The sequence below is a fragment of the Dyella flava genome, from assembly GCF_016904955.1.
Classification (GTDB): Bacteria; Pseudomonadota; Gammaproteobacteria; order Xanthomonadales; family Rhodanobacteraceae; genus Dyella_B; species Dyella_B flava.
On sequence record NZ_JADIKE010000037.1, the window covers coordinates 163,860 to 187,108 of the forward strand.

23 protein-coding genes are annotated in these 23,249 nt (G+C 61.7%); 10 read left to right on the forward strand and 13 right to left on the reverse strand.

What is annotated here, in order from left to right:
* Positions 1 to 83 precede the first annotated feature (83 nt).
* On the reverse strand, positions 84 to 782 hold the full coding sequence (locus ISP19_RS14105; RefSeq protein ID WP_204683053.1) for a YggS family pyridoxal phosphate-dependent enzyme: 699 nt from the start codon (positions 780 to 782) through the stop codon (positions 84 to 86).
* Entirely contained in the window at positions 779 to 2,200 is a 1,422-nt protein-coding gene (locus ISP19_RS14110; RefSeq protein WP_204683054.1) for a M20 family metallopeptidase, read from the reverse strand. The genes ISP19_RS14105 and ISP19_RS14110 overlap by 4 nt, the downstream gene beginning before the upstream one ends.
* 232 nt (positions 2,201 to 2,432) lie before the next feature.
* Here ISP19_RS14110 and ISP19_RS14115 point away from each other — a divergent pair, with 232 nt between their 5' ends.
* From ISP19_RS14115 to ISP19_RS14130, 4 genes are all read left to right on the forward strand, one after another.
* Positions 2,433 to 2,789, forward strand: coding sequence for a ComEA family DNA-binding protein (locus ISP19_RS14115; RefSeq protein ID WP_204683055.1), 357 nt, complete (start codon positions 2,433 to 2,435; stop codon positions 2,787 to 2,789).
* A gap of 98 nt (positions 2,790 to 2,887) precedes the next feature.
* Positions 2,888 to 3,358 (forward strand): SET domain-containing protein-lysine N-methyltransferase, encoded by a 471-nt coding sequence (locus tag ISP19_RS14120; RefSeq protein ID WP_204683056.1) that lies wholly within the window; start codon positions 2,888 to 2,890, stop codon positions 3,356 to 3,358.
* 6 nt (positions 3,359 to 3,364) lie between these two features.
* Positions 3,365 to 3,907 (forward strand): GNAT family N-acetyltransferase, encoded by a 543-nt coding sequence (locus tag ISP19_RS14125; protein ID WP_204683057.1) that lies wholly within the window; start codon positions 3,365 to 3,367, stop codon positions 3,905 to 3,907.
* Positions 3,898 to 4,497 carry a HutD family protein gene (locus ISP19_RS14130; protein ID WP_204683058.1) on the forward strand — a complete coding sequence of 200 codons (600 nt, stop codon included), beginning with the start codon at positions 3,898 to 3,900 and terminating at the stop codon, positions 4,495 to 4,497. The genes ISP19_RS14125 and ISP19_RS14130 overlap by 10 nt, the downstream gene beginning before the upstream one ends.
* A gap of 585 nt (positions 4,498 to 5,082) precedes the next feature.
* Here the strand turns inward: ISP19_RS14130 and ISP19_RS14135 are convergent.
* The gene (locus tag ISP19_RS14135; protein ID WP_239556824.1) at positions 5,083 to 5,961 is read right to left on the reverse strand and encodes a hypothetical protein; all 879 of its coding nucleotides are present in this window, start codon (positions 5,959 to 5,961) and stop codon (positions 5,083 to 5,085) included.
* Between the two features lie 11 nt (positions 5,962 to 5,972).
* Positions 5,973 to 8,195, reverse strand: coding sequence for a M1 family metallopeptidase (locus tag ISP19_RS14140; RefSeq protein ID WP_204683060.1), 2,223 nt, complete (start codon positions 8,193 to 8,195; stop codon positions 5,973 to 5,975).
* Positions 8,196 to 8,527: 332 nt separating this feature from the next.
* On the opposite strand from ISP19_RS14140, the gene ISP19_RS14145 reads away from it, so the two are divergent.
* Together ISP19_RS14145 and ISP19_RS14150 are read left to right on the forward strand one after the other, a co-directional pair.
* Complete coding sequence (locus ISP19_RS14145; protein WP_204683061.1) at positions 8,528 to 9,202, forward strand: response regulator; 675 nt, start codon at positions 8,528 to 8,530, stop codon at positions 9,200 to 9,202.
* On the forward strand, positions 9,199 to 10,590 hold the full coding sequence (locus tag ISP19_RS14150; protein ID WP_204683062.1) for a sensor histidine kinase: 1,392 nt from the start codon (positions 9,199 to 9,201) through the stop codon (positions 10,588 to 10,590). The genes ISP19_RS14145 and ISP19_RS14150 overlap by 4 nt, the downstream gene beginning before the upstream one ends.
* A 173-nt stretch (positions 10,591 to 10,763) precedes the next feature.
* On the opposite strand, the gene ISP19_RS14155 is transcribed toward ISP19_RS14150, so the two are convergent.
* The 6 genes from ISP19_RS14155 to ISP19_RS14180 form a co-directional block, all read right to left on the reverse strand.
* Positions 10,764 to 11,000, reverse strand: a complete 237-nt coding sequence (locus ISP19_RS14155; RefSeq protein WP_204683063.1) for an XAC0095 family protein — start codon at positions 10,998 to 11,000, stop codon at positions 10,764 to 10,766.
* Between the two features lie 55 nt (positions 11,001 to 11,055).
* A complete protein-coding gene (locus ISP19_RS14160) occupies positions 11,056 to 11,328 on the reverse strand; it encodes an XAC0095 family protein (RefSeq protein ID WP_204683064.1) in 273 nt (90 codons plus the stop codon).
* A 253-nt stretch (positions 11,329 to 11,581) separates the two neighbouring features.
* Positions 11,582 to 11,914 (reverse strand): hypothetical protein, encoded by a 333-nt coding sequence (locus tag ISP19_RS14165; protein WP_204683065.1) that lies wholly within the window; start codon positions 11,912 to 11,914, stop codon positions 11,582 to 11,584.
* Between the two features lie 491 nt (positions 11,915 to 12,405).
* Positions 12,406 to 12,771, reverse strand: a complete 366-nt coding sequence (locus tag ISP19_RS14170; RefSeq protein WP_204683066.1) for a hypothetical protein — start codon at positions 12,769 to 12,771, stop codon at positions 12,406 to 12,408.
* 1,215 nt (positions 12,772 to 13,986) lie between these two features.
* Entirely contained in the window at positions 13,987 to 15,396 is a 1,410-nt protein-coding gene (locus ISP19_RS14175; protein ID WP_204683067.1) for an aspartate aminotransferase family protein, read from the reverse strand.
* A 294-nt stretch (positions 15,397 to 15,690) separates the two neighbouring features.
* Complete coding sequence (locus ISP19_RS14180) at positions 15,691 to 16,389, reverse strand: HAD-IB family phosphatase (RefSeq protein ID WP_379945556.1); 699 nt, start codon at positions 16,387 to 16,389, stop codon at positions 15,691 to 15,693.
* 188 nt (positions 16,390 to 16,577) lie between these two features.
* On the opposite strand from ISP19_RS14180, the gene ISP19_RS14185 reads away from it, so the two are divergent.
* From ISP19_RS14185 to ISP19_RS14200, 4 genes are read left to right on the forward strand one after another with little or no spacing between them, the layout of a single operon-like run.
* Complete coding sequence (locus ISP19_RS14185) at positions 16,578 to 18,044, forward strand: TolC family protein (RefSeq protein ID WP_239556825.1); 1,467 nt, start codon at positions 16,578 to 16,580, stop codon at positions 18,042 to 18,044.
* On the forward strand, positions 18,044 to 19,177 hold the full coding sequence (locus ISP19_RS14190; protein ID WP_204683069.1) for an ABC transporter permease: 1,134 nt from the start codon (positions 18,044 to 18,046) through the stop codon (positions 19,175 to 19,177). Before ISP19_RS14185 ends, ISP19_RS14190 begins: the two co-directional genes overlap by 1 nt.
* Positions 19,178 to 19,179: 2 nt before the next feature.
* Positions 19,180 to 19,941 carry an ABC transporter ATP-binding protein gene (locus tag ISP19_RS14195; RefSeq protein WP_204683070.1) on the forward strand — a complete coding sequence of 254 codons (762 nt, stop codon included), beginning with the start codon at positions 19,180 to 19,182 and terminating at the stop codon, positions 19,939 to 19,941.
* Entirely contained in the window at positions 19,938 to 20,837 is a 900-nt protein-coding gene (locus ISP19_RS14200) for an efflux RND transporter periplasmic adaptor subunit (RefSeq protein WP_204683071.1), read from the forward strand. The genes ISP19_RS14195 and ISP19_RS14200 overlap by 4 nt, the downstream gene beginning before the upstream one ends.
* Before the next feature lie 102 nt (positions 20,838 to 20,939).
* Here the strand turns inward: ISP19_RS14200 and ISP19_RS14205 are convergent, their stop codons facing one another.
* The 3 genes from ISP19_RS14205 to ISP19_RS14215 form a co-directional block, all read right to left on the reverse strand.
* A complete protein-coding gene (locus tag ISP19_RS14205; protein ID WP_204683072.1) occupies positions 20,940 to 21,257 on the reverse strand; it encodes a non-heme iron oxygenase ferredoxin subunit in 318 nt (105 codons plus the stop codon).
* Positions 21,254 to 21,802 (reverse strand): GNAT family N-acetyltransferase, encoded by a 549-nt coding sequence (locus ISP19_RS14210; protein ID WP_204683073.1) that lies wholly within the window; start codon positions 21,800 to 21,802, stop codon positions 21,254 to 21,256. Before ISP19_RS14210 ends, ISP19_RS14205 begins: the two co-directional genes overlap by 4 nt.
* A gap of 184 nt (positions 21,803 to 21,986) precedes the next feature.
* Complete coding sequence (locus tag ISP19_RS14215) at positions 21,987 to 23,234, reverse strand: cysteine desulfurase (protein WP_204683074.1); 1,248 nt, start codon at positions 23,232 to 23,234, stop codon at positions 21,987 to 21,989.
* Positions 23,235 to 23,249: the final 15 nt, after the last annotated feature.

Here is a 23,249-nt window from a genome sequence, read left to right on the forward strand (position 1 = left end):
AGCAGCTTATTTACGGTCACTAGGTGAACCCGGCCCCAAAATTTAGGCAATCTTTACGCCAAAAACGGGATGGGCCTCACAAATCAGGCCTTCGAACGGCTACCAAAAATAGCCGTTCCGATGCGAACTTCGGTCGCGCCTTCGGCGATCGCGAGGGGAAAATCCGAACTCATCCCCATCGAGAGCCGCGGCAAGTCATGGCCTTCCGCCGCACAACGGTCGCGCAGCTCGCGCAACTGGCGAAAACACGCCCGCACCTCGTCGGCATCCTCAGAAAGCGTCGCCATAGTCATCAAGCCACGCACGCGTAGCGTGGGATAGGCGCGCAGACGCTCCAAAAAAGCCGGCAGCGCTTCGCCAGGCAAGCCGGACTTGCTCTCCTCGCGCGCAGTCTTCACCTGCACCAGCACGTCCAGGCGGCGGCCTTCCAGCTGCAGGCGGTGATCCAGCGCCTCGGCCAGATCCAGGCGATCCAGCGACTGCACCTCGCTGGCCAGCCGCGCCACGTCCTTGGCCTTGTTGGTCTGCAAGTGGCCGATCACCACCCACTCGATCGCTTCGCCCGCCAGCACGGCAGCCTTGCCGCGAATCTCCTGCACCTTGTTCTCGCCGAAACGATGCAGGCCCAGCGCCATGGCGGCGCGTACTGCATCCGGCCCGAAGGTCTTGCTGACCGGCAGAATGGTGACCTCCGCCGGATCACGTCCGGCGGCCCGGCAGGCCTCGTCGACCTGCCGGCGTACTCCAGCCCAGTTCGCCGCCAGTTGCGCGGCGTCCGTCACTGCTTGCCCTGCTCGAAATGACGGGCGACTACGTCCGCCACCACCATCGAGACCTTCTTGCCGGTCGGGATATGGATGAACTCGTTCGGGCCATGCGCGTTGGAGTGCGGTCCCAGCACGCCGGTGATCAGGAACTGCGCCTGCGGGAACTTGCCGCCCAGCATGCCCATGAACGGAATCGAGCCACCCTCGCCCATGTAGGCTGCGGGTCTGCCGAAGTAATGCTCGGAGGCCTGGGCCACTGCCTGCTCCAGCCACGGCGACAGCTGCGGCGCGTTCCAGCCGCTGCCGTCCTTCTCCAGCTTGAAGCTGACCTTGGCACCGTAGGGCGGATCTTTCTCCAGCAACTGCTTCACGAACTCGCCCGCCTTGGCGCCATCGAGCGTCGGCGGCACGCGCAGGCTGAGCTTTACCGCCGTCTTGGGACGCAGCACGTTGCCGGCGCTTTCCAGCGGAGGCATACCGTCCACGCCGGTCACCGCCAGCTGCGGACGCCAGGTACGGTTGAGCACCAGTTCGGTGAGATCTTCCGTCACCGGATGCATGCCTTCGACAAACGGGAACTTGTCGTAAATCGCTTTGCCCAGCACGCCGGATGCAGCCTTGGCCTGATCGATGCGCTGCTGCGGAATCTCCGCATACAGCTCGTTCGGCTTGATGCGTCCGGTTTGCGGATCTTCCAGGCGCGACAGCAGCTCGCGCAGGATGCGGAAGCTGGACGGCACCACGCCCGACGCATCGCCCGAGTGCACGCCTTCTTCCAGCACCTGCACCGTCAGTTCGCCACCGGTCATGCCGCGCAACGAGGTGGTGAGCCAGAGCTGGTCGTAATTGCCGCAACCCGAATCCAGGCACACCACCAGCGACGGATTGCCGATGCGCGCGGCAAGGTGATCCACGTAATACGGCAAGTCGTAGCTGCCGGATTCTTCGCAGGCTTCGATCATGATCACACAGCGCGCATGCGGAATGCCCTGCTCCTGCAAGGCCAGCAGCGCAGCCAGCGAACCGAAGATCGCATAACCATCGTCGGCACCGCCGCGGCCATACAGCCGGTCACCCTTCAGCACCGGCGTCCACGGCCCCAGGCCTTCCGACCAGCCGGTCATTTCCGGTTGCTTGTCGAGATGGCCGTACAGCACCACGGTGTCGTCGTTCTGACCCGGCACCTCGATGTAGATCAGCGGCGTGCGCCCTTCCAGCCGCACCACTTCGAGCGTGGCGCCGGGCAGCGCCGGCAGTTTGCTGCGTGCCCAGGTTTCCATCAGTTTCACGGCAGCATCCATGTAACCGTGCGCCACCCAATCCTTGTCGAACATCGGCGACTTGTTGGGAATCCGGATGTAATCCATCAGCTGCGGGACGATTTCAGCGTCCCAAAGATCGCTGACGAAACGGGTAATGCGCGTGGTGTCCATGCGGACTCCATGGTGAGGTGAAGAGACGATTCTAACAGCGTCAGTTTCGCTACCAGCAGTGACTTACGGCTGTCCGCTCACAGTTCCATCAGGCAAATTCCGACAACAGAAGGAGCCTTAGTCAGATGCGATTGCGAGCACCTCGCTGACTGGGCTGTAACACCTGCTGCAGCGCAAAGTGAGTTCGCGGTTTGGGGAAAGCCGCTTTTTTTAACTTAGGGAGATATCTCCAATGTTCAAAAAGATCGCTGTCGCTGCCAGTCTTGCGTTTGCACTGGCCCTACCGGCCTTTGCCGCCACACCCGTCAACATCAATACGGCCGATGCCGAAACCATTGCCAAATCGCTGGACGGCATCGGGCTTGCCAAGGCCCAGGCCATCGTGGCGTACCGTGAGGAACACGGCCCCTTCAAAAGCGCCGACGACCTCACTCAGGTGAAAGGCATCGGCCAGGCCACGCTGGAAAGAAACCACGAGGCCATCCTGCTCAGCAGCGAAGGTGCAAAGCCCGCAACCCAAACACCGGCCAAGACCAGGCCGGCCAAAAAGACCAAGCCAGCCGCGACCGAGGCCAGCGAGCAGAACTGATCAAAGAATGACCAAGCGGCACGGCCCATGGCGGGCCGTGCCGCTTGCGCTACACTCCGCGCCGATCAACTGCCCGTCGCCAACCTCAGCCAACCCACATGATCCTTCCGCGCTACCGCATCGACGCTTCGCAGATTGACGGAGCCGGCAAGGGCTTGTTTCTGGAGGAACCGGTTGGCGCAGGCCGGATCATCACAGCGCCCGACACCATTAATCAGACCTTCCGGTTTGAAGAACTGCTGGCCAAGCCTGAGCAGATGTACGCCAGCGCGCGCTGGTTCGAGGATCGCTACACGATCTCGCCGGACTGGCCCGACGAGTGCTACATCAACCATAGTTTCGAGCCGACCGGCCTTTGGCACCTGGGTTTCGTATTTGCTCTACGCGATCTGCCCGCCGGTATGGAAATTACCGTGGACTATCGTCACCTGCTTCCCCCTGGCCAAGCCGAAGACTTTATCGACACGGCCACTGGTGAGAAAATAGTGGGTCTGCCCTGGTACGAGAGTCTGATGACCACGACACGCGCTCTGGCCCGTGTGCTGGATAACGCAAGTCTCAGCGACTGATCCGACATGATCGAGATCCCCACCCTGGAAACCGCACGCCTTCGTCTGACGGCGCTCACGGAACATCACTTCGACGACTACGCCGCCATGCTCGCCGATCCGGAGAGTACGCGCTGGATCGGCGACGGTCTGCCGCTTGATCGCACCAATGCATGGCGCTCGCTGGCCATGCTGATCGGTCACTGGCAATTGCGCGGTTACGGCATGTGGGCGCTGGAATTGAAATCCACGGGTGAATTCATCGGTCGCGCCGGTTTGCTGCATCCGGAAGGTTGGCCGGATGTCGAAATGGGCTGGATGCTCAAGCCCATCCACCGTCACCACGGCTACGCCACCGAAGCCGGCGCTGCCGTACTGGCATTCGCCTGGGAACACCTGCACATGCAGCGCGTCATCAGCATGGTGCGCGTCGGCAACGATGCTTCCGATCGTGTCGCCACGCGCCTCGGTGGCGAACATGTCGAAGACATCGACTTCTTCGGCAGCGACACCCACGTTTTCGCCTATTACCCGCCCCATCGCGAAGCCCGCCGCGCCGCGTGGGCATAAGCAGTCCGCGGCTGGTGCCGGCAGGTGCGCCGCAGACACAGGCGTGGGCAAATGATGCAGACATCGCCGTCACCATCCTGGCAAGCGGGCCTGACGAAACCGATTGGCAGTGGCAGCTGAGCATCGTCGACATCACTCACGACAGCGTTTTTCCTGCTTGCCCCGATATACGACGCCAATGCGTTGCGCTGGATGCGCCGATGCGATTACAGCGTGATGATCAGCCAGACACTGCGCTGTTACGCCTGTCCGTCACGCGTATCGATGATACTTGTCCACTGCGAGTACAAATCCCAGAGGGCGCCACTCGCGTCTTCAACCTGATGCTGCGTGGCAATGCAGAAGGCGAACTGATCGCACGCCCCTTGAACGGCAGCATGTGGTTACCCGTGCGCGAACAGTGGTTATGGTTCGTGCATCTGCTCAGCGGTCATGCGCATCTGCAAGCCGGTGACGAACATACCGAGCTGGACATGGGATCAAGCGTGTGGATGGATGCACAGCCCGGTGACCGCGCGCGAATTGAAGGCGGCGGCGAGCTGCTGCTTGTGCACCTGCCCAAAAAACCGGTACCCGGTAGGTTGGGTTAGCGCAGCGTAACCCAACGGGTGTTGGCGCTGCGGAGTCGTTGAAGTGCCAGAGCTTTAACCACAACGCAAACCGCAACATATGTAGGGCACACAGCGCTGACCCAACGGATCTGCCCGCGTAAGCGGGAAACATCGAAGCGAAGATTCGTCGCAACGACAACGTTTATGGCAAGCGCAGCCCCTCACCCCAACACTCTCCTCGCTCCTCAAAGCCGAGCACATCCATGTGCGCTCCCCGCGTGCCCCGGAGGGGAGAGGGAGAAATGCCTATCTCGCTACGTGATGCATCTTGCTTTTACCGGCGCAGCGCGCCGGCACCGAGTGCGCGCATGGATGCGCGCTGCTCTTCCCAAGGCCCCTGGGGCGCGGTGGGGAGTGGAGGAAAAGCCCGCAGGGATGCCGGCATGGATGCCCGGCAAGCGCGCTCTCGGGGGTGCCCTTCTCTTTGGTTACTTTCTCTTGGGCACGCAAGAGAAAGTGACTCGGTCCTTTCAGGACCGAAAGCTCTTAATGCTCTAGAACATCAACCACACCGCAACCCTCAGCTTCCGTTGGGTTACGCTGCGCTAACCCAACCTACCCAACCTACGCATTTGGCATTGCCGTGCGTGCTACCACGGTCAACGCAAACAACCGCGCCACACGCATCCAGCCAATGCTCACAACAATCAGCTGACTCAACACCCACGCAAACAGAAACCCGGCGCCACCCACCGCAGTCACATGAATACGCGCCACCGCAAACACTGACGCCAGCAGCAAGCCCACCACCGTCACCACCAGATAAAACAACAACGTCCGCAACGGCCGCCGGATCAATTGCTTGATGCCCCGCCACAAGGCACGCGTCGCCGAACGCAAGGTAACGTCGGCAATAAACGCTGCACGCGCCGATTCGATGATCGACTGAATCACCACAAACACGATCAGCGTGAGCACATGCATCACGTTCGCGTACAGATCAGCCTTGGACTCCAGCACCGCGGTTTCGGCATAGTTATTGGCCATATGCATGCCCGCCGTCGACTCCCACATCACCAATCCATACAGCGGCAATGACCACAGCATCAGGCGAAACATACGACCGTATTCAAGCAGGCCGTTCTGCAGCAGCGCCCCGAAACCCAGCACCTGCCCCGCCCGGCCGCTGCCGACGATCATGCCGTTCAGGAACGGCGAAAACAGCAAGGTCAGCACCAGTCCAGCGATAGCGACTCCGCCGAACCATTCGGCGTGTTCGCTCAGATCGAAAATCACATCCATCAACATCATGGCGCTGAAATGCCGGGCCCACTCGGCTGCGTGCACCGAGGTATCCAGCAAGCCACCCAGCGTCTGCCATAACGGCAAGGCGACCACGCCGACCGGTATCAGCATGATCAGCAGCCACAACAGCAGCAAGCGCCACTGCACGGCCACCTTCATCGTCGACCACAGCGCATTCAAGCCAGCGGAACGGGGCATGTTGTAGGCCATCACAGGGTCACCAGCATGGAGTAGAAGGTTTGCAGTACGGCCGCGACATCCGCCGTCCAGCGCCGTGAAGCCGCACCATTGGGCTCGGTGCTCTGGCTGTTATTCAGCCGATCGGTATCCAGATAGTTATGGCCATCCGGATCCAGCTCTGCCGACACCACCTTGCTGGGTTTGATGAAATCAAAACGCGCCCAGCGGCGGTCGTCGTCCCACACCACGTCTTCATGCGTGCCATCGGCATAGTTCACGCGCAACAGCTCGGGCGCCGGCACACCATGACGCACTACCGTGATGGTGCTATGCCACGGAAACGGCCCGGCTTCGCCTGGCTTCGGATGCGGATGGGCTTTTGTCCAGGCATCGCGCTGCTGGTCGATCTGCTTATCCAATTCCGTCGCAACCACCTCTGTCTGCTTGCCGTCCTTCCAGAACACTCCTGCTTGCGGCAGCACTTCGCTGGTATCGATGGACGAAATGCCATCGTCGGTGACGCCCGTGCCGTAGACGTATTGATCGAAGATCTGATCCACGTCTTTGGCGTCGCCGGAGCTGTCGATCAGCGCCGCGCGCAAATCCGCGACCGAGGGATGGCGGAAACGCCAGCGCTGGTAATACAGACGAAACGCCTTCTCCAGCGCAGGCTGGCCGAGCCTGGCTTCCAGATCGTGCATGGCGGTCGTGGTGCGTGAATACACCGTGCCGTAGCTGAAACTGGAAAATCGATCCCAACTGTTCTGCGCCAGCGGATCACGCGGGTGTTGCAAGCCCGCTGTCAAACGCTCAACCGCGAAACCGCTGATATGCGGCGTCAGGCCCAGCCATTTGGTGAAGGGCGTGGCGAGCACCAGATCCTGGTGACGCTCGCGCAACATCCGGTTGTCCCAGAACTCGTTGAGGCCTTCGTCCAGAATGGGCTCCTCGAATTCATTGGAGGCGAGAATGCCGTAGAAATAGCCGTGGCCAAATTCGTGGATGTTGACGAAATCGCTGGCCATCTGCGTCCAGGTATCCGGCTCTACATACTTGTAGCCTTCCGACGTAAAGAAGGTCGGATATTCCATGCCGCCGGCTTCGTCCGCGTTATAAGGCGGAATCACCACCGTCAAGGTCGGATACGGATACGGCGCAAGCGTGCGGGAGAAATAACCGATCGCATCGATGCTCGACTTGAGCGTCGGTGCCGCGCTGGCCACGTATTCCGGCGGATAAGTCACCCGCACCGCCACCTTCGGACTGCCCGGCCCCACGTAAGAACCATCCAGGGTTTTGAAATCCTTGGCCGCGACCCAGGCGAAGTCATGCACATCGCCCTGCACGAAGTGGTACGTGGTCTTGCCGTCCTTCTGTTCCGGCGTGCCTTGCAGCTGACCCACCGCACCGACGGTGTAATCGGAGGGCACAGTCAGGTGCACGTCGTACAGGCCGAAATCCGCGTAGAACTCGCTGTTGAAATGAAACTCGTGCACGTTCCAGCGCACCTGCGTCGCGCCACGTTCGCCCGGCAGTTCCAGCATGCCGATCTTGGGGAACCACTGGCCCACCAGATTGAAGTCTCCCCACCAGCCGGTGCGTTCCACCACGCGCGGCAACTGGCTGAGAAAATCGATATCCAAAGCCAGCGTGCCACCCGCCGGCACCGGCTGCGCCAGATCGATCCGCACCACCGTCTGATCCGACTCCGGACCGCCATCCGGATGCACAAACTGCCATGTCAGGGCGGTGCCATCCTGCTGCACGCTCTGCAAACGAATCCAGCCCCACTGGCCCTTTTTCAGCACCGCTTCCCCGCGCGATCCGCCCGCTTTGTCCAGCACATTGCGCTCGGTGAAAAAGGTGCTGCCCTGGTTCTGGAACGCATTGAGGTAAAGATGGAAATACACGCTGCGCACCGCGCGATCGCTGCGATTGCGCCAGGTCATGTGTTCCTTGCCGCTCACCGCATGCTTGGCGGCATCCAGATCCGCATCGATGGTGTAACTCACCACACGATCGGACAGGGTCGGCTCGTTGCCGGTACGCTCGCCGCCCCAGGCATCGGGCGAGCTCTTTTGCGTGATGATGGTGTCGTGCGCCGGTGCAAACGGAATCGCTTCGGCCGCAACCGACGCCGCCGTGGCGGGTTGCGTGCCAGCCGGCGTAACGGTATGTGCATCGACCTGGCAAGACCACAACAAAACGACCGCAGCGAGCCACTGCCCGCCCCTACCCGTTGCAAGCCTCATCGAACGATCTCCCCAAGAGATGTATCGAGCCTGGATCAAGCATGGCGATGAAAGCATCCGCCATACGTCATGACCGCCCCCATGACACCGCACACCAACACCCGTTATCCCGCCCAAAGCCGGACGACGGGCGCGAGAGATCATCCATGAATAACGAACGTCACACCACCGCGCTTGCCCCACCGGCAACCGCCGCCCACCTGTGCGCATCTCCTCGCAGGCGTTAAGCTGCGTGTCACCAGGCCCGGGGTACTCCTGCGGTGTCAGGGAAGACGTTGATATTCATGGATAAACCGCCCGAGTTCAGCCGGCCTGTGGGAGCCAAGAGAACCATGCGTATCCTAATTGCCGAAGATGATCCATCCATTGCCGCGGGCGTCAGCGCCGCGTTACGCCAAGGCGGCCATGCCGTCGACCACGTGGCCGACGGCGTGCGCGCGGACGCCGCACTGAAAGACACCCCTTACGATCTGCTGGTGCTGGACTTAGGGCTGCCCAACCTCGATGGCAGCGAAGTGTTGCAACGCGTACGCCGGCGCGGCAGCGGGCTGCCGGTGCTGGTAATCACCGCACGCGAAGGTCTGCGCGAACGCGTGCGCGTGCTGGACCTGGGCGCCGACGACTATCTGGTCAAACCGTTTGCCCTGGCCGAATTCGAAGCGCGCGTGCGTGCCCTGCTGCGCCGCTACACCACGCAAGGCGCGCCCGAACTCACCCTCGGCCGGCTGCGTCTGGACCTGCCCGGCCATCGGGCCTGGGTCGATGACGCACCGCTCGAACTCACCGCGCGCGAATTCGGACTGCTCGAAGCACTCGCCGCACGCCCGGACCGCGTCACCAGCCGCGCGCAATTGATCGAAGCACTATGCAGCTGGGACGAAGAACTCACCGACAACGGCCTGGATATCGCCATCTACCGCCTGCGCCGCAAACTGGTCGATTCCGGCACGCAAGTGCGCACCATCCGCGGACTCGGTTACCTGCTCGAAGAGGTCAAGCCGGCATGAGTCAATGGCGCTGGGGACGCCAGAGCCTGCGCCGGCGTCTGCTTACCACCGTGATGGTGCCGCTGCTGTTGCTGTTGCTGATGAACAGCCTGATCACCTACATCGGCGCGCTGATCTACGCCAATCACGTGCACGACAAGAACCTGATCGACGACACGCTCACCCTGGTCCAGCTGATGGCCACTGAAAGTCCGGATGGCCGTGTCACCTCGCAAGCGAAATTCCTGCTCGAATACGACCCGAACGGCCATAACTACTTCAGCGTATTCAGCGCCAAACACGGCCTGGTCGCCGGCAACCCCACCCTGCGACCGCCCGACGGCCTGTTCAAGGACAGCAGCGAAACCCAGCTTTACGACATCCAGATCGAAAAGCACGCCCTGCGCGCCGCCAGCATCCAGATGACCAATCCCCACGATGCCAGCGACGAACTCGAAGTCAACGTGGCCGAAACCCTGCGCGATCGCCACATCGAAGCACAGCAGATTCTGTTGCTGAGCATTCCCGCGCAAACGCTGCTGATCTTCGCCGCCTTTATGCTGGTATGGCTGGGCGTGCGCACCGGCTTGCGCCAGCTCGATCCGCTCACCACCCAGCTCGCCAATCGCGAGCACGATCTGGCCCCCATCGGCGATCAGGACGTGCCGGTGGAAATCCTGCCGCTCACCCGCACCATCGACGGCCTGTTCGCACGCCTGCGCGGCATGCTCGCCTTGCACGAACGCTTTATCGCCGACGCCGCGCATCAGTTGCGCACGCCGCTGGCCGGCTTGAGCGTGCATGCCGAACGTGCGCAGGCCAGCGCCGATCCCGCCACGATCGCCGATGCGCTCAACCATATCCAGCGACTGATCCAGCGCGCCAACCGCACCTCCAAACAACTGCTTGCGCTCACCCGCGCGCAAACCACCGAGCACGAAGCCGGTGACAGCGAACCGCTCAACTTCGCGGTCGTGATTCCCGAACTCGTCGGCCTGCGCGTGCACGAAGCCATCGCCGCCAACATCGACCTCGGCTACGAAGGCCCGGAAGGCCCGCTATGGATCGACGGCGACCGCCACCGCATCCAGGAAATGCTCGACAACCTCATCGATAACGGCCTGCGCTACGCCGGTGAAGGCGCGTTGATGACGGTCATGCTGTCGAGCCAGAACGATAACATCTTCCTCGTCGTCGAAGATAACGGCCCCGGCGTGCCGCCCGCGTGGATCGAGCGCCTGGGCGAACGCTTCTTCCGTGTTCCGGGCAGCGCCGAAGAAGGCAGCGGCTTAGGGCTGGCGATCGTGCAGCGCATCGCCGAATGGCACAACGCCAAGGTGCGTTATTTCGCGGCAAGTCAAAAAGGCGGGCTACGCGTGGAAATCGTATTCCCCGCCATGCACACCTGACCCCTTGGCAGGTTGGGTTGGCCCGTGTGTACGGACTGGACACATGGGTAACACATGCGACTGGCGTAGGTTGGGTTAGCTTCGCGTAACCCAACGGAATTCCATCGAAGCGATAACCATCGTTGGGTTACGCGAAGCTAACCCAACCTACCCCAACCTACCCAACCCACGCATTACGTGGGTTTGACGGCATCGAGGATCTCGTGCAATTGCCTGGCGTGGTTTTCGTAACACATGCCTAGCAAGGAGCGGCTGATGTGCAGGGGTTGGTCTTCTTCGCTCTGCGTGGTGACAAAGGCGATCTCGGCCATCAGGTAAAACTGATCGCGCAACATTTCCAGCTGACGGCGACCTTCTCGGGTCAGCAGGTAGCCGGGCCCCGGCAAGCCTGCTCGCTTTGCTTGGTTCATAGCATCACTCCATGTTGTACGGTTTGGCTGGCGCAGCTTCGCGTTGCGCTGGAAGTCAATGACGCGAATGGCTCACCGGATTCATGTGATCGGCCGATGCGCCGCATGCGTCCACGGCTTCGGCGATGCCCTGCGACATCTGCAGGAAGTACTGCGAAAACGCCAGCGAGGTCATGTGCATGCTTTCATCGCACGAGCAGGCGCACAGGATGAGTTCGGCGAGCATGTCCAATTCGTCGCGAATCCGGCCCAGCTCGGCAACAGCGGATTCGGGGAGGCGATAGTGCGGCTCGCTGGTGTACGGCGGTGTATGGTTTTTTGTTGGCATGGGATCTCTCTTGCACGTGATGAAGTCGTCCGCAGGGCGTTGCAACACCCCTGTGCGACGGCCGGTGTTTCCGCGAACGCGCATGGGTGCGGCCACGATGTATCCGCCATCGCTGGCCTCAGTGGTGTGATGAACGACGGCCACCGTGATGCCGAAGCGTCGAGCTGCGTCGACCTTCGAACTTTTCGGAAAAAGGCGGCACACTGCGTCTGGGCAGCGTGCCGCAAATGGCCGTCACACGGACACGCGCGGGTTATCCACCTTGCTCAGGGCGGAGCGTGTCGACGTAGTGACGCAGGAAGTAGAGGGCGGCGTTCAGGCCGTTGAGCTGGGCCGGATCGAGCGGTAAAAGGCCGCTTTTTTCGCCGTTTTTGTGCTTTTTCTGGAAGGCACGATGCGCTTTCAGCATCCCTTCGATCACCGTCGCGGCGAGGGCCGTGCCGGCCAGTCGCTGCAGGTTAGTAAGCCGCCGTTCCCGCTCCAAACTCAGCGGATAGAGCGTGCCGTCGATCGATGCAGTGGAATTAGTACGAGGTTCGTTGCGAACCGGAGCGTGCGCGCGTGCCGTATGATTAATGGAGGCCATTATCAACAGGTCCTATGTTGGTTTTGGTTTAGCGGATCGTGGGAGTTCCTGCTCTCACGATCCGCGCCTTCCAGCATTGCTGCCAGGGTCATCGGCGTTGACGCATTTTCGGAGAGCGCCGATGACCATCTAAAGGTACCGAGTGGCGGCGCTTCCTGTATGTAGGCGTTGGCTGGCTTTGCCGTACGTTTATGTAAGCCGCTGTCGTTGGCATACCTGCCGGTTGCCATCTGCGCTAGCGCAGCACGACCGCACAGCGATGCGGTTTACATCAACAAATCGGCGCAACGGCACCAGCAGGCTACGCATCTCTCGCTGCACAAAAAAAGCCGCCGAAGCGACCGGTGCAAAAATGGCTTGTACAGCGGTGTTTGCTGCGATATCGCGGTTTACCGGGCCATGCTCGCACCTACACCCTTATCGCCCTGACGGTTGCCGCTGGGGCAAGGCTTGCGCATCCAGCGGCTGGTTGCGGGGCGGCTGCGAAGCATTTACTGCATCGACGGTGCTGCGGAAAGCAACGCTATCGGCCACGCCGTCAGCGTGCGCGCGCGGGTCGTATCCTGCTGCACCTGGCCTGCCGTGTTGTTGCCGGTCTGCGATGGCAGCGGCGTTGTGTCGGTTTCGTTTGCCGGCACACGGTTATTGAGATGAGTGATCTCCGTGGTGTTATGCGCCTGAGGTGCTCCGTTTGCATTCGCCTGCGCGAACGCCACACTGCCAGTCGCGATAAAACCTAGTGCCGCGGTCGCGACCAATCCCATGAGCAGCGTGGCTTTCTTGTTATTCGTCCATTCAGAAGCCACCGTCCACTGGCCGGCGGCGGTGTTTTGAACAATTCGATACATCACATTCATGTGGATATCTCTCTACCTACGAAATATGGCGTGCAGTGATAGGCGGCACAGTGTGCTTGCGCAGGGATTCGCGCATCGGTAAGGAGATGTTAGGGAGATAGGGGGCTCGGGATAATCAGACTCGGACTAATACGAGTTAGTACAAGACTGAAATTTGAATTTGTTTGAGCTGGATTTGTGGTTTTGTGGCTTGGGACCTTGGTGCAGGGTGCCAGCGTGTTGTGTGGTGAGACAACCGGGCTGGTGGGGATTGGAAGCAAGCACGGACGGCCTCTACTCCGCGCCCTTCGCGGGGAGAGCCTGCCCCGGACTTGATCTGGAGATTGAGACGGGGGCCACTCTGGCGTTGCAGTTGCTTACGGAGCTTCGACACATCAAAGCGAAGATGTGTTGTAACGACGGCGTTTATGGCAAGCGCGGCCCCTCACCCCGGCCCTCTCCCCGGAGGGGAGAGGGAGTGACTGCTCGCAATTATGGTGTGATTCCGCACGCAGCTTTTTCTCCTCTCCCCAGAGGAGAGAGGGAGAAATGCTCGTCGCGCTACGCGATGCCCCTTGCTTTTACCGGCGCCACACGCCGGCACCAAGTGCGCGCATGGATGCGCGCTGCTCTTCCCGGGGCCCCTGGGGCGCGGTGAAGGGGTGGAGGAAAAGCCCGCAGGGAAGCCGGCATGGATGCCGGCTTGTTTTTCGTCAGGGCAGGAAGCCCTGTCGAAAAGCCCCGTAGCCCCTTCACGAACTTGCCGGGCATGGATGCCCGGCAAGCGCGGCCTCGGGGGTGCCCTTCTCTTTGGTTACTTTCTCTTGGGCACGCAAGAGAAAGTGACTCGGTCCCTTGGGGACCGAAAGCTCTTAAAGCTCTAGACCATCAACCCACAACGCAGACAGCAACATGCGCTGGGTACAACGCGCTAACCCAGCGAACGCCTACGTAAGCGAGAAACATCAAAGCGAAGATGTGCTGCAACGATGGTGTATATGGCAAGCGCAGCCCCTCACCCCAGCCCTCTCCCCAGAGGGGAGAGGGAGAAAAAAGCGGGGCTCTCCCTGGAAGGGAGAGAGAGAAAAGCGTGGGGCTCGACCCTTCGGCGAAATGAAGAAAACACATAAAAAGACGGCGGCGCACCAGCGCCGCCGGGTTTGCCAGCTTCCCCTGCACGGGAAATGTCGACAAGAACTGAACGCTCCCCCGCCCTGGCGCGCAGAGGGAGAAAAATCACATAGCTTTCTTTGCCTTGGTGATCAGCTGATCGAGCAGTGCAACCGCCAGATCGATTTCTTCGTGCGTGATGTCCAGCGACGGTGCAAACGTGATGACGTTCTTGTACCAGCCACCCACATCCAGCACGAGACCGATCTTCTTGCCGTTGTGCTCAAGATCCCCTGCCAGGCCGATGTCGACCATCTTGTCCAAGAGTGCCTTGTTGGGCGTGAAGCCATCGTCAGTGCAGATTTCGGCGCGCAGCGCGAGACCCAGGCCATCGACGTCACCGATTTCCTTATGACGCTTTTGCAGATCCCTCAGCGCATCGAGGAAGTGCGCGCCCTTTTCCGGCACGGTCCTTTCGTAATCCAGCTCGTAGCCCATCTTGATCACTTCCAGACCCAGCGAGGTGCCGAGCGGGTTGGAGTTGAAGGTGGAGTGGGTGGAACCCGGCGGGAAGATGGTGGGGTTGATCATCTCTTCGCGCGCCCACAGGCCGGAGAGCGGATTCAAGCCGTTGGTGAGCGCTTTGCCGAACACGATGATGTCGGGCGTGACGCCGAAGTGTTCGATCGACCACAGCTTGCCGGTGCGCCAGAAGCCCATCTGGATTTCGTCGACGACCATCAGGATGCCGTACTTGTCGAGCACTTTCTTCAAGTCTTTGAAGAAGTGGCGCGGCGGCACGACGTAACCGCCAGTGCCCTGGATCGGCTCGACGTAGAAGGCGGCGTATTCGGCCTGGTTGACCTTGGGGTCCCACACGCCGTTGTATTCGGTTTCGAACAGACGCTCGAACTGGCGCACGCAGGCGTCGGAGTATTCATCCGCGGTCATGCCTTTCGGGCGGCGGAACGGATACGGGAACGGAATGAACATCGCGCGCTCGCCGAAGTGGCCGAAGCGGCGGCGGTAGCGGTAGCTGGAGGTGATGGACGAAGCACCCAGCGTGCGGCCGTGATAGCCGCCTTCGAAGGCGAACATCAGGCTCTTGCCGTTTTTGTAGTTGCGCACGAGCTTGAGCGAATCTTCCACCGCCTGCGCGCCGCCGACGTTGAAGTGCACGCGGCCTTTCAGGCCAAATTTTTTCTGCGCGTCGACCGCGATGGTCTTGGCCAGTTCGATGCGCGTCTGGTGCAGGTACTGGCTGGCGACTTGCGGCAGCACGTCGATCTGGCGCTTGAGCGTGTCGTTGAGGCGCTTGTTGCCGTAGCCGAAGTTGACGGCGGAGTACCACATTTGCAGATCGAGGAACGGCACGCCGGCGGTGTCGTACATCCAGCTGCCCTCGCCGGAGCGGAAGATCTTGGGCGGGTCGACGTAGTGCACGGTGTCGCCGAATGAACTCCACTCGGCTTCGTCAGCAAGCAATTGCTCGTCGGGAATGATGTAGCCGGCGGCGTTTTTGTCGTAGGTATTCATGGAAGAAAAATCTGGAATGAATGGAAAGGGTGTGATGGTTGGGCGGCGCGCGAGTTTGGCTGGTCGTCGTTTCCGCAAATCTACCTGGCCGTCATTCCTGCAAACCCACCTGGCCGTCATTCCCGCGCAAGCGGGAATCCATCTTCGCTTTTGCGTAAGAGCAAAATGGGTCCCCGCTTGACCAGCTTCGCTGTTGTGAAGCGCCTCGCGGGGATGACGGGGATTACGCATTTGCGGAGATCGCGAGGTCACGAGAACGCACAGCTCAAGGGCAATCGTTCTCCGTACGCGCAATTAAAAATTCGACACTGCCGGCAACACCTGCTCATGCTCGGCCAGCAAGCTGCCATCGAGCAGGCGCGGCAGCAGTTCCAGCGCATCTTCGAAACCGGTGATCGGCACATACGGAATACCCGCGGCGCGGCAGTGCTCGATCAAGCGGTGCTTGGCAAACACGAAGTCGACATGATCGGCGGCGCAGAAATCGGATGCGCCGTCGCCGATCAACAAGGTCTTGCCGCCGGTGCTGCTTGCCTGCGCCGCGCAGGCGCATTTGCAGGTGCCACTGCGGCAGCCTTCGGCCTGGAATGGCGAGGTGAGCTGCCACTGGCGTGGCGGCGTGGCCGGTGCCAGATGATTGGCGGCCAGCGGCAGCGTATCCAGGCCGTAACGGCCGAGAATGCGGTGGATGGCGTAATCCAGGCCGTCGCTGACGACGCGGATCGAAGTTTGTAATTCGCTGCAACGGACGACGAAGGCTGGGAAGGCGTGGTCGATCCACAAGCCGTCCAGATGGCTATCCAGCTCTTCTTTACGCATGTCGAGCAAGGCGACCTGCCCGCTCATGCATTCGCGCGAGCCGATGCGGCCGGCGCGCCAGTCCTGCTCCAGTGCTTCCCACCCGGGGCGCCCGAAACGGTCCAACAGCGAGTCAATCACGTCTTCTACGGAAATGGTGCCGTCGAAGTCGCAGAGGATGTTCCAGGCGGTCACGCGCAAGCTACTCCGGCGTCAAGGTTCAGCTAGGGATGTAGGGCATCTTCGCAACCGGCCCCTTTCGGTCTCCTTTCTAGCGGCGCAAAGCTTGCGTATAAGTAAGCCAAATCTGGGGCGCGACCGGATATGCTTACGTTTTATCCGCATGCCTTTCACAACGGTCCCCGTCCGTGGACGATTTCTCCTTGCGCAAATTCCTTCGTATTGGCGGCCTGCCAATGGGTGGCTTGCGCGTGCTTCCGGCGCTGGTGCTGACCGTGCTGGCGGGATGCAGCGCCGCGCCATTGCCCGAGCTTAAGCCACCGGTTCCGCAAACCTGGCGCAATACGGCGGTTTCCCCGGAAAGTCCGGCCAAGCCGGATCTACGCAGCTGGTGGCTGGCTTTCAACGATCCGGCCCTGAATGCCGTGGTGCAGCGCGCGCTGGATAACAACCTGGACGTGGCCGCGGCGACCGAGCATGTGATCGCGGCGCGTACGCTTTATAAGCACGCGACGGATAAATTCCTGCCCAGTTTGAAGGCCGATACCAATCAGGTGATCGAGCCCAACGCGACTGCTTCGTATTTCATTGCCGGCTTCGACGCGATCTGGGAACTGCCCTTTTTTGGCGTGCTGAAGAGCACCCGGCGCCTTGCCAACGGCACTGTGGACGCAACGTCGGCCCAATTGCAGGGCGCCTATGTCACGCTGGTCGCCGAGGTGGTGCGGTGCTGGGTGGAGCTGCGCGCGGCGCAGGAGCAAGCGTCGCTGTTGACCGCTGTTCGCGATGCCAATAGCGAAAAGCTGCGTCTGGTGCAGGTGCGTGAGCAGTTGAAGCTGGCCTCGCCCACCGACGTGGCTAACGCCAAAGCAGAACTGGCGCGTTCAGAAATGGCACTGAGCGATCCGCAGCGTGCGATCAATGCCAATGCCCAACAGCTTGCCGTACTGGTGGGGCAGCCCGAGCCGGATCCGGCCTGGCTGGAAATGAGCGGCCCGCCGCCGCAGCTGGGCGATTTGCAGATCACTAGCGCACCGGCCGATCTGCTGCGCACCAATCCGGACATCGCCAGCGCCGAGGCTGAAGTGCTGCGCGCCGCGGGCGAGGCGGGGATCAGCCGTGCAGACGTCTATCCGCATATTGGCCTGGGCAGCTCGCTGGACTGGTCGCTGACCCTGCTCACCCACCACAACGTGTTCCGCTCCGGCGAAGGGATTTTCTCCGCGGGCCCGGTGGTGGACATGCCCTTGTTCGACTGGGGCGTGCGCGTGGCACAAGCGCACGCGAAGAGTCATGAATTGCTGGCCGCGGTGTACGCGTACCGGCAAGCGGTGTTGCAGGGTGTGGCCGAAACGGAAACGGCAATGGGCGATCTGCAACAGCTGCATCTGCGCGAAGTGGCTGCCGAACAGGCGGTGCAGGCGCTCGATAGCAATACCACCGCGCTGGATGAGCGCCGCAACCTGGGCTTGAGCAGCACACTGGAACTGCAAGATGCCTTGATCGCCCAGCAGAATGCGCAGCTGGCGCTGATATCGACGCGCGCCGAACGCGATCTGGCCTATGTGTCGCTGTACAAGGCACTGGGTGGTGCACCGCTGCCGCCGCTCAATGTCGCGGTGAACGTGAACTACGATAATGCGTCCAAGCGCGACAAGGACATCCGCTGATGGTCGCCCTTGCACGCAAAACCCTGGTGCACGAATGGCGGCGTTTTCTGCCGGCGATTCTCGCGGTGGGCTTCGCCAGCCTGCTGCAATTGCTGCAAGCGGCGCTGGTGCTGGGTATTTTCGGCAGCGCGAGCGTTTACATCACCGGCTCGTCCGGTGATTTGTGGGCTGGCTATCCCGGCACACAGAGCGTGAACCTGGGCCGGCCGATCAGCGAAGACGTGGCGATGCGTTTGCGCATGGATCCGGACGTCACCCGGGTGGAACCGTTCCGCTGGGTCGATGCGGACTGGCGCGGTCCACGCGACACCGGCGGGGTGTCGGTGTTCGTCTCCGGCATCGATACCAGCCCGGACGCGATGATGTTCTCCAAGGCCCTGGCCCCGGACTTGCGCGCGCGCTTGAACGAACCGGGCGCGGTGATTGTCGACAAGGCGGATCTGGATAGCCTTGGGGTGAACATTGGCGATACCGCCGCGATCAATGGCCAGCGCGTGCGCGTGGTCGGCGTGGGTAGCGGGCTGCGCGCGCTGGGTGGCGTCAATATCGTTGCTTCGCTGGATACGGCGCGGGTGCTCGATATCGATCCGGAAGACGCCGGCATGATGACGTACTTCGTCGCCAAGCTGCGCGATCCGTCCAAGGCCAAAATGATCGCCGGGCGCCTGAATGGTTCGGATGCCTTCGGGCCCTACACGGTTTGGACGTCCAAAGATTTCGCACGCCAGTCGCAGCTTTACTGGATGCTGGACACCGGCGCCGGTGCGGGCGTGCTGTTTTTGGCTGGCATCGTGTTTTTGGTCGGCGCGGTGATTACCAGCCAGACCTTGATTGCCGCGGTGATCGGCTCGATCCGCGAGTACGCCACCCTGAATGCACTTGGCGTGGGCCGTGGCGCGCTGCGCAAGGTCATCATGGAACAAGCCTTCTGGGTGGGTGCGCTGGGCATCGTATGCAGCATCGTTATCGGCGCGCTGCTGCTGGTCATTGCCCGCAACCGCAGCGTGCCGATGGAGCTGCATCCGTTGACCGCTGCCGTGTGCCTGGCCGTCAGCATGGCCTTGGCGATCGTGTCCGGACTTGCGACGTTGCGCAGCCTGCGCAGCGCCGATCCAGCCAGTTTGTTGAGGTGAGCATGTCGGCCGCTTTCGAGACATCGCCGTCACCGGCTCCGACGCTGCAAGCGCGCAATGTGCGCAAGTCGTTTGCATCCGGCCGCATCGAAAGCACGGTGCTGCACGATTTGACGCTGGATGTGCGCGGCGGCGAGCTCACCTTGATTGCTGGGCCGTCCGGCTGCGGCAAGAGCACGTTGCTGGCCATTCTCAGCGGCCTGCAGCCCGCCGATGGCGGTAGCGTGCGCGCACTGGGACATGAACTGAGCGGCCTGAGCCTCAACGAACTGGAACATTTCCGCCTGCAACACACGGGCTTTGTGTTCCAGGGCTTCAACCTGTTCCCGGCGCTGTCCGCGCTGGAGCAGGTGGAATTACCGCTGACCTATATGGGGCTGGGCAAAGGCACGGCGCGCCAGCGTGCGATCGAATCGCTGGAAGAAGTCGGGCTTGGACCGCGCATGCAACTGCGTCCGGCCGAACTTTCCGGTGGTGAAAAGCAACGCGTGGCGATCGCCCGCGCGCTGGCCAAGCGACCGGAGTTGCTGTTCGCCGACGAACCGACCAGCGCGCTGGATGCGGCCAACGGCCAGATCGTGATCGACATCCTGCATCGCATCGCCCGCAACCATGGCACCACGGTGCTGTGTGTCAGCCACGACCCGCGCCTGGTCGGTCACGCCGACCGGGTGCTGGCGATGGAAGACGGCCGAATTCTAAGCGACCATGTTCCTTCTGTGTCGCCCGTTATTGCATCTGAGGCCAAGGAGCCCTCTGCATGAATCTGCGTCCCTTTCGCCTTCCGCTTGCCTTGCTTGCTGCCGCGCTACTGGCCGGCTGTTCGCATGACGATGCGCCGGCGGCCAGCAACGCAACGGCGCCAGCTTATGCCGCCATCGCGCGCGGACGCATCGATATCGAAGGCGGCCTGCTCAAGCTCTCCATGCCCAGCGAAGGCATTGTGCAGAGCGTGAATGCACATGAAGGCGAGCACGTGCACAAAGGCCAGTTGCTGGCCCAACTCAACGCGGAACCGGCCAAGCTGGCGCTGGACGCCGCGCTGGCCGAACAGCAACAGGCTGCCGCACAGGAAAGCGTGCTTGAAGACCGGGCCAAGGCCGCCACGCTGCGCGCCTCGCGCCTGGAACAGGCCGCCAAGGCCGGGGCCGGCGATATCCAGAGCGCGGACGACGCGCGCGATGCCGCGCAGCAAGTGCAAGGCGAACTGGCCAATACACACGCCGCGGTCGCGCTGGCCGCGCAGAAGGTGGCCAGCGCTCGCTATCAGCTGAGCCTGGCCAGCTTGCTCGCGCCGATCGACGGCCAGATCGTGCAGCGCATGGTGCAACCCGGTGCTTCCGTATCACCGGCCGCCGGACCGATTTTCGTGATGCTTCCTGACTCCCCGCGCATCGTGCGCGCTGAGCTCAACGAATCGTTCGTCGGTGTCGTGCACGACGGCATGGCGGCGGAAGTCGACGACGACAGCGGCAGCGGCATGGCGCCGATGAAGGCGCATGTACTGCGCATCGGCAATGTGTTCGGCGCCAGCACGCTGGAAGATGATCCGCAAGTACGCGCCAATACCCGCACGGTGGAATGCGTGCTTGCCTTTGACCAGCAACCCGCCACGCCGCTGCGTATCGGCCAGCGCGTGGTTGTGAAATTCGGAAAATAAACGGGTTGGGTAGGTTGAGTTAGCGCAGCGTAACCCAACAATGTTCCGTCGTTTCGTAGAGATTTGTTGGGTTACAACCCAACCTACCCAGCGGCGCGGCGATCAGCGATCGTCGCGGGTCCAGATCAGGCCATCGCTTTCACGCACTGGAAACCGATAAATAGGCTCGTAGGCAGGCGGACAAGTCGGCTGTCCGGTGCGCAGGTCAAAGCGTGCGCCGTGGCGCGGGCACTCCACTTCGAAACCGATCACCTCACCGCCGGCCAACTCACCGCCGTCATGCGTGCAGATATCTTCCACCGCGTACAGATCGCCGTCGATGTTGAACACGGCAATGGCGGTATCGCCATCCCACACCACTTTGAATTCGCCGGGCAGCAATTCCGAACGCGTACCCACTTCCACCCACGCTTCACTCATGGCATTGCTTCCGAAAAATCCTTGATCATCAATTCAAAGCGCAGATCATCCCGGCGCGGAATGCCAACGCGTTCGTCACCATAGGGAAACGGCGAGTACTCGCCGGTGCGCCGATAGCCGCGACGCTCGTACCATGCGATCAGTTCGCGGCGTGCATCAATAACCTTCATATGCATGGCGGCGCAGTGCCAGACATCCCGCGCAAAACGTTCGGCCTCGGCCAGCACCTGCTTGCCCAGACCGCCGTTCTGGCGCGACGGATCGACCGCAAACATGCCGAAATAAGCCGAATGGCCGTGCTTTTCGAGATGGCAGCAGGCCAGCAATTGATCGCCGACCTGCGCGAGCAGGACGGCGCTATCCGGCGAAGCCAGCAGTTCGGCGACCAACAACGCATCGGTGCGGCGGCCGTCGAGCAGGTCTGATTCGGTGGTCCAGCCGCGACGGCCCGATTCACCACGATAGGCGGATTCGACCAGTGCGACGATGGCCGCGACATCCGCGGCAGTCGCGCTACGAAAAACAGGGGCGAGATCGGAAATCATCGGCCGATGATAATGCCACCGGGTGGCGAGGCAAGTGTGCCGCCCCACCCCGCACACCCCTCCCGTAGGTTGCGTAGGTTGGGTAGGTTGGGTTAGCGCAGCGTAACCCAACGGATATTCATCGAAGCAGCGAAACATTGTTGGGTCACCCCCGGACCAAGTCCGAGGCAACCCGCCCTTCCGATTACATCAACAACTTGCGCACCTTCAGCAACGCAGCAATGAACGCATCGACTTCTTCGCGGGTGTTGTAGAACGCCAGCGACGCACGCAGGGTGGCGGGCACGCCGTAGAACTGCATCAGCGGATGCGCACAGTGATGACCGGAGCGCACGGCCACGCCTTCCAGATCCAGCAAGGTGGCCAGGTCGGTAGCTTGTGCGCCTTCGATCAGGAAGGAGATCACCGGCTCCTTGTCTGCGGCCTCGCCGAACAGGCGCAGGCCGGGAATTTCGCGCAGGCGTTCGGTGGCGTAGGTGAGCAGTTCGTGCTCCCAGGCACGCAAGGCTTCGAAACCGATCGATTGCACGTAGTCGATTGCCGCGCCGACGCCGGCGAAACCGGCGATGTTCGGCGTACCGGCTTCGAACTTGTGCGGCGGCTCGGCGAAGGTGGTGCCGTTAAAGCGCACTTCGCGAATCATCTCGCCACCGCCGAAGAACGGCGGCATGGATTGCAGATGTTCGCGCCTGGCCCACAGTGCACCGGTGCCGGTGGGCGCGAGCATCTTGTGGCCGGTGATCGCATAGAAATCGCAACCCAACGCCTGCACATCCACCGGGCGATGCGGCATGGCCTGGGAGCCATCCACCACCAGCGGAATGCCACGGCGGCGGCATTCGCGGGCAATCTCGCGCACTGGATTGACCGTGCCCAGCACATTGGAGACGTGCGTGACGCAGGCCAGTTTCACTTCCGGCGTCAGCAGCTCGAAGTATTTCTCCAGGATCAGTTCACCGCGTTCATCGATCGGCGCAGCCTTGACGGTGGCGCCGCTGCGTGCCGCGACGAGCTGCCACGGCACGATATTGGCGTGATGCTCCATCACTGTCGTGACGATCGCATCGCCCGGCTGCAAGCGCGGCAGGGCGTAGCTATAGGCCACCAGATTCATTGACTGCGTAGTGCCCGTGGTCAGCACGACATCGTTGCGCGAGCCGGCATTGATGAAGGCGGCCAGCTTGTCGCGCGCGCTTTCGTAGGCGGCGGTTGCTTCCTCGCCCAGCTGATGCACGGCACGCGCCACGTTGGCGTTGTGCTCGCGGTAATGACGGTCCACCGCCTCGATCACCGGCAGCGGTTTCTGACTGGTGTTGGCGTTGTCGAAATACACCAGCGGCTTGCCGTGCACGGTGCGCGACAGCAGCGGAAAATCCGCGCGTACGCGCTGCACATCAAAGTCGAGGGAAGGATGGCTGGGCTTGGCGTTCATAGTGACAAGAGCCTG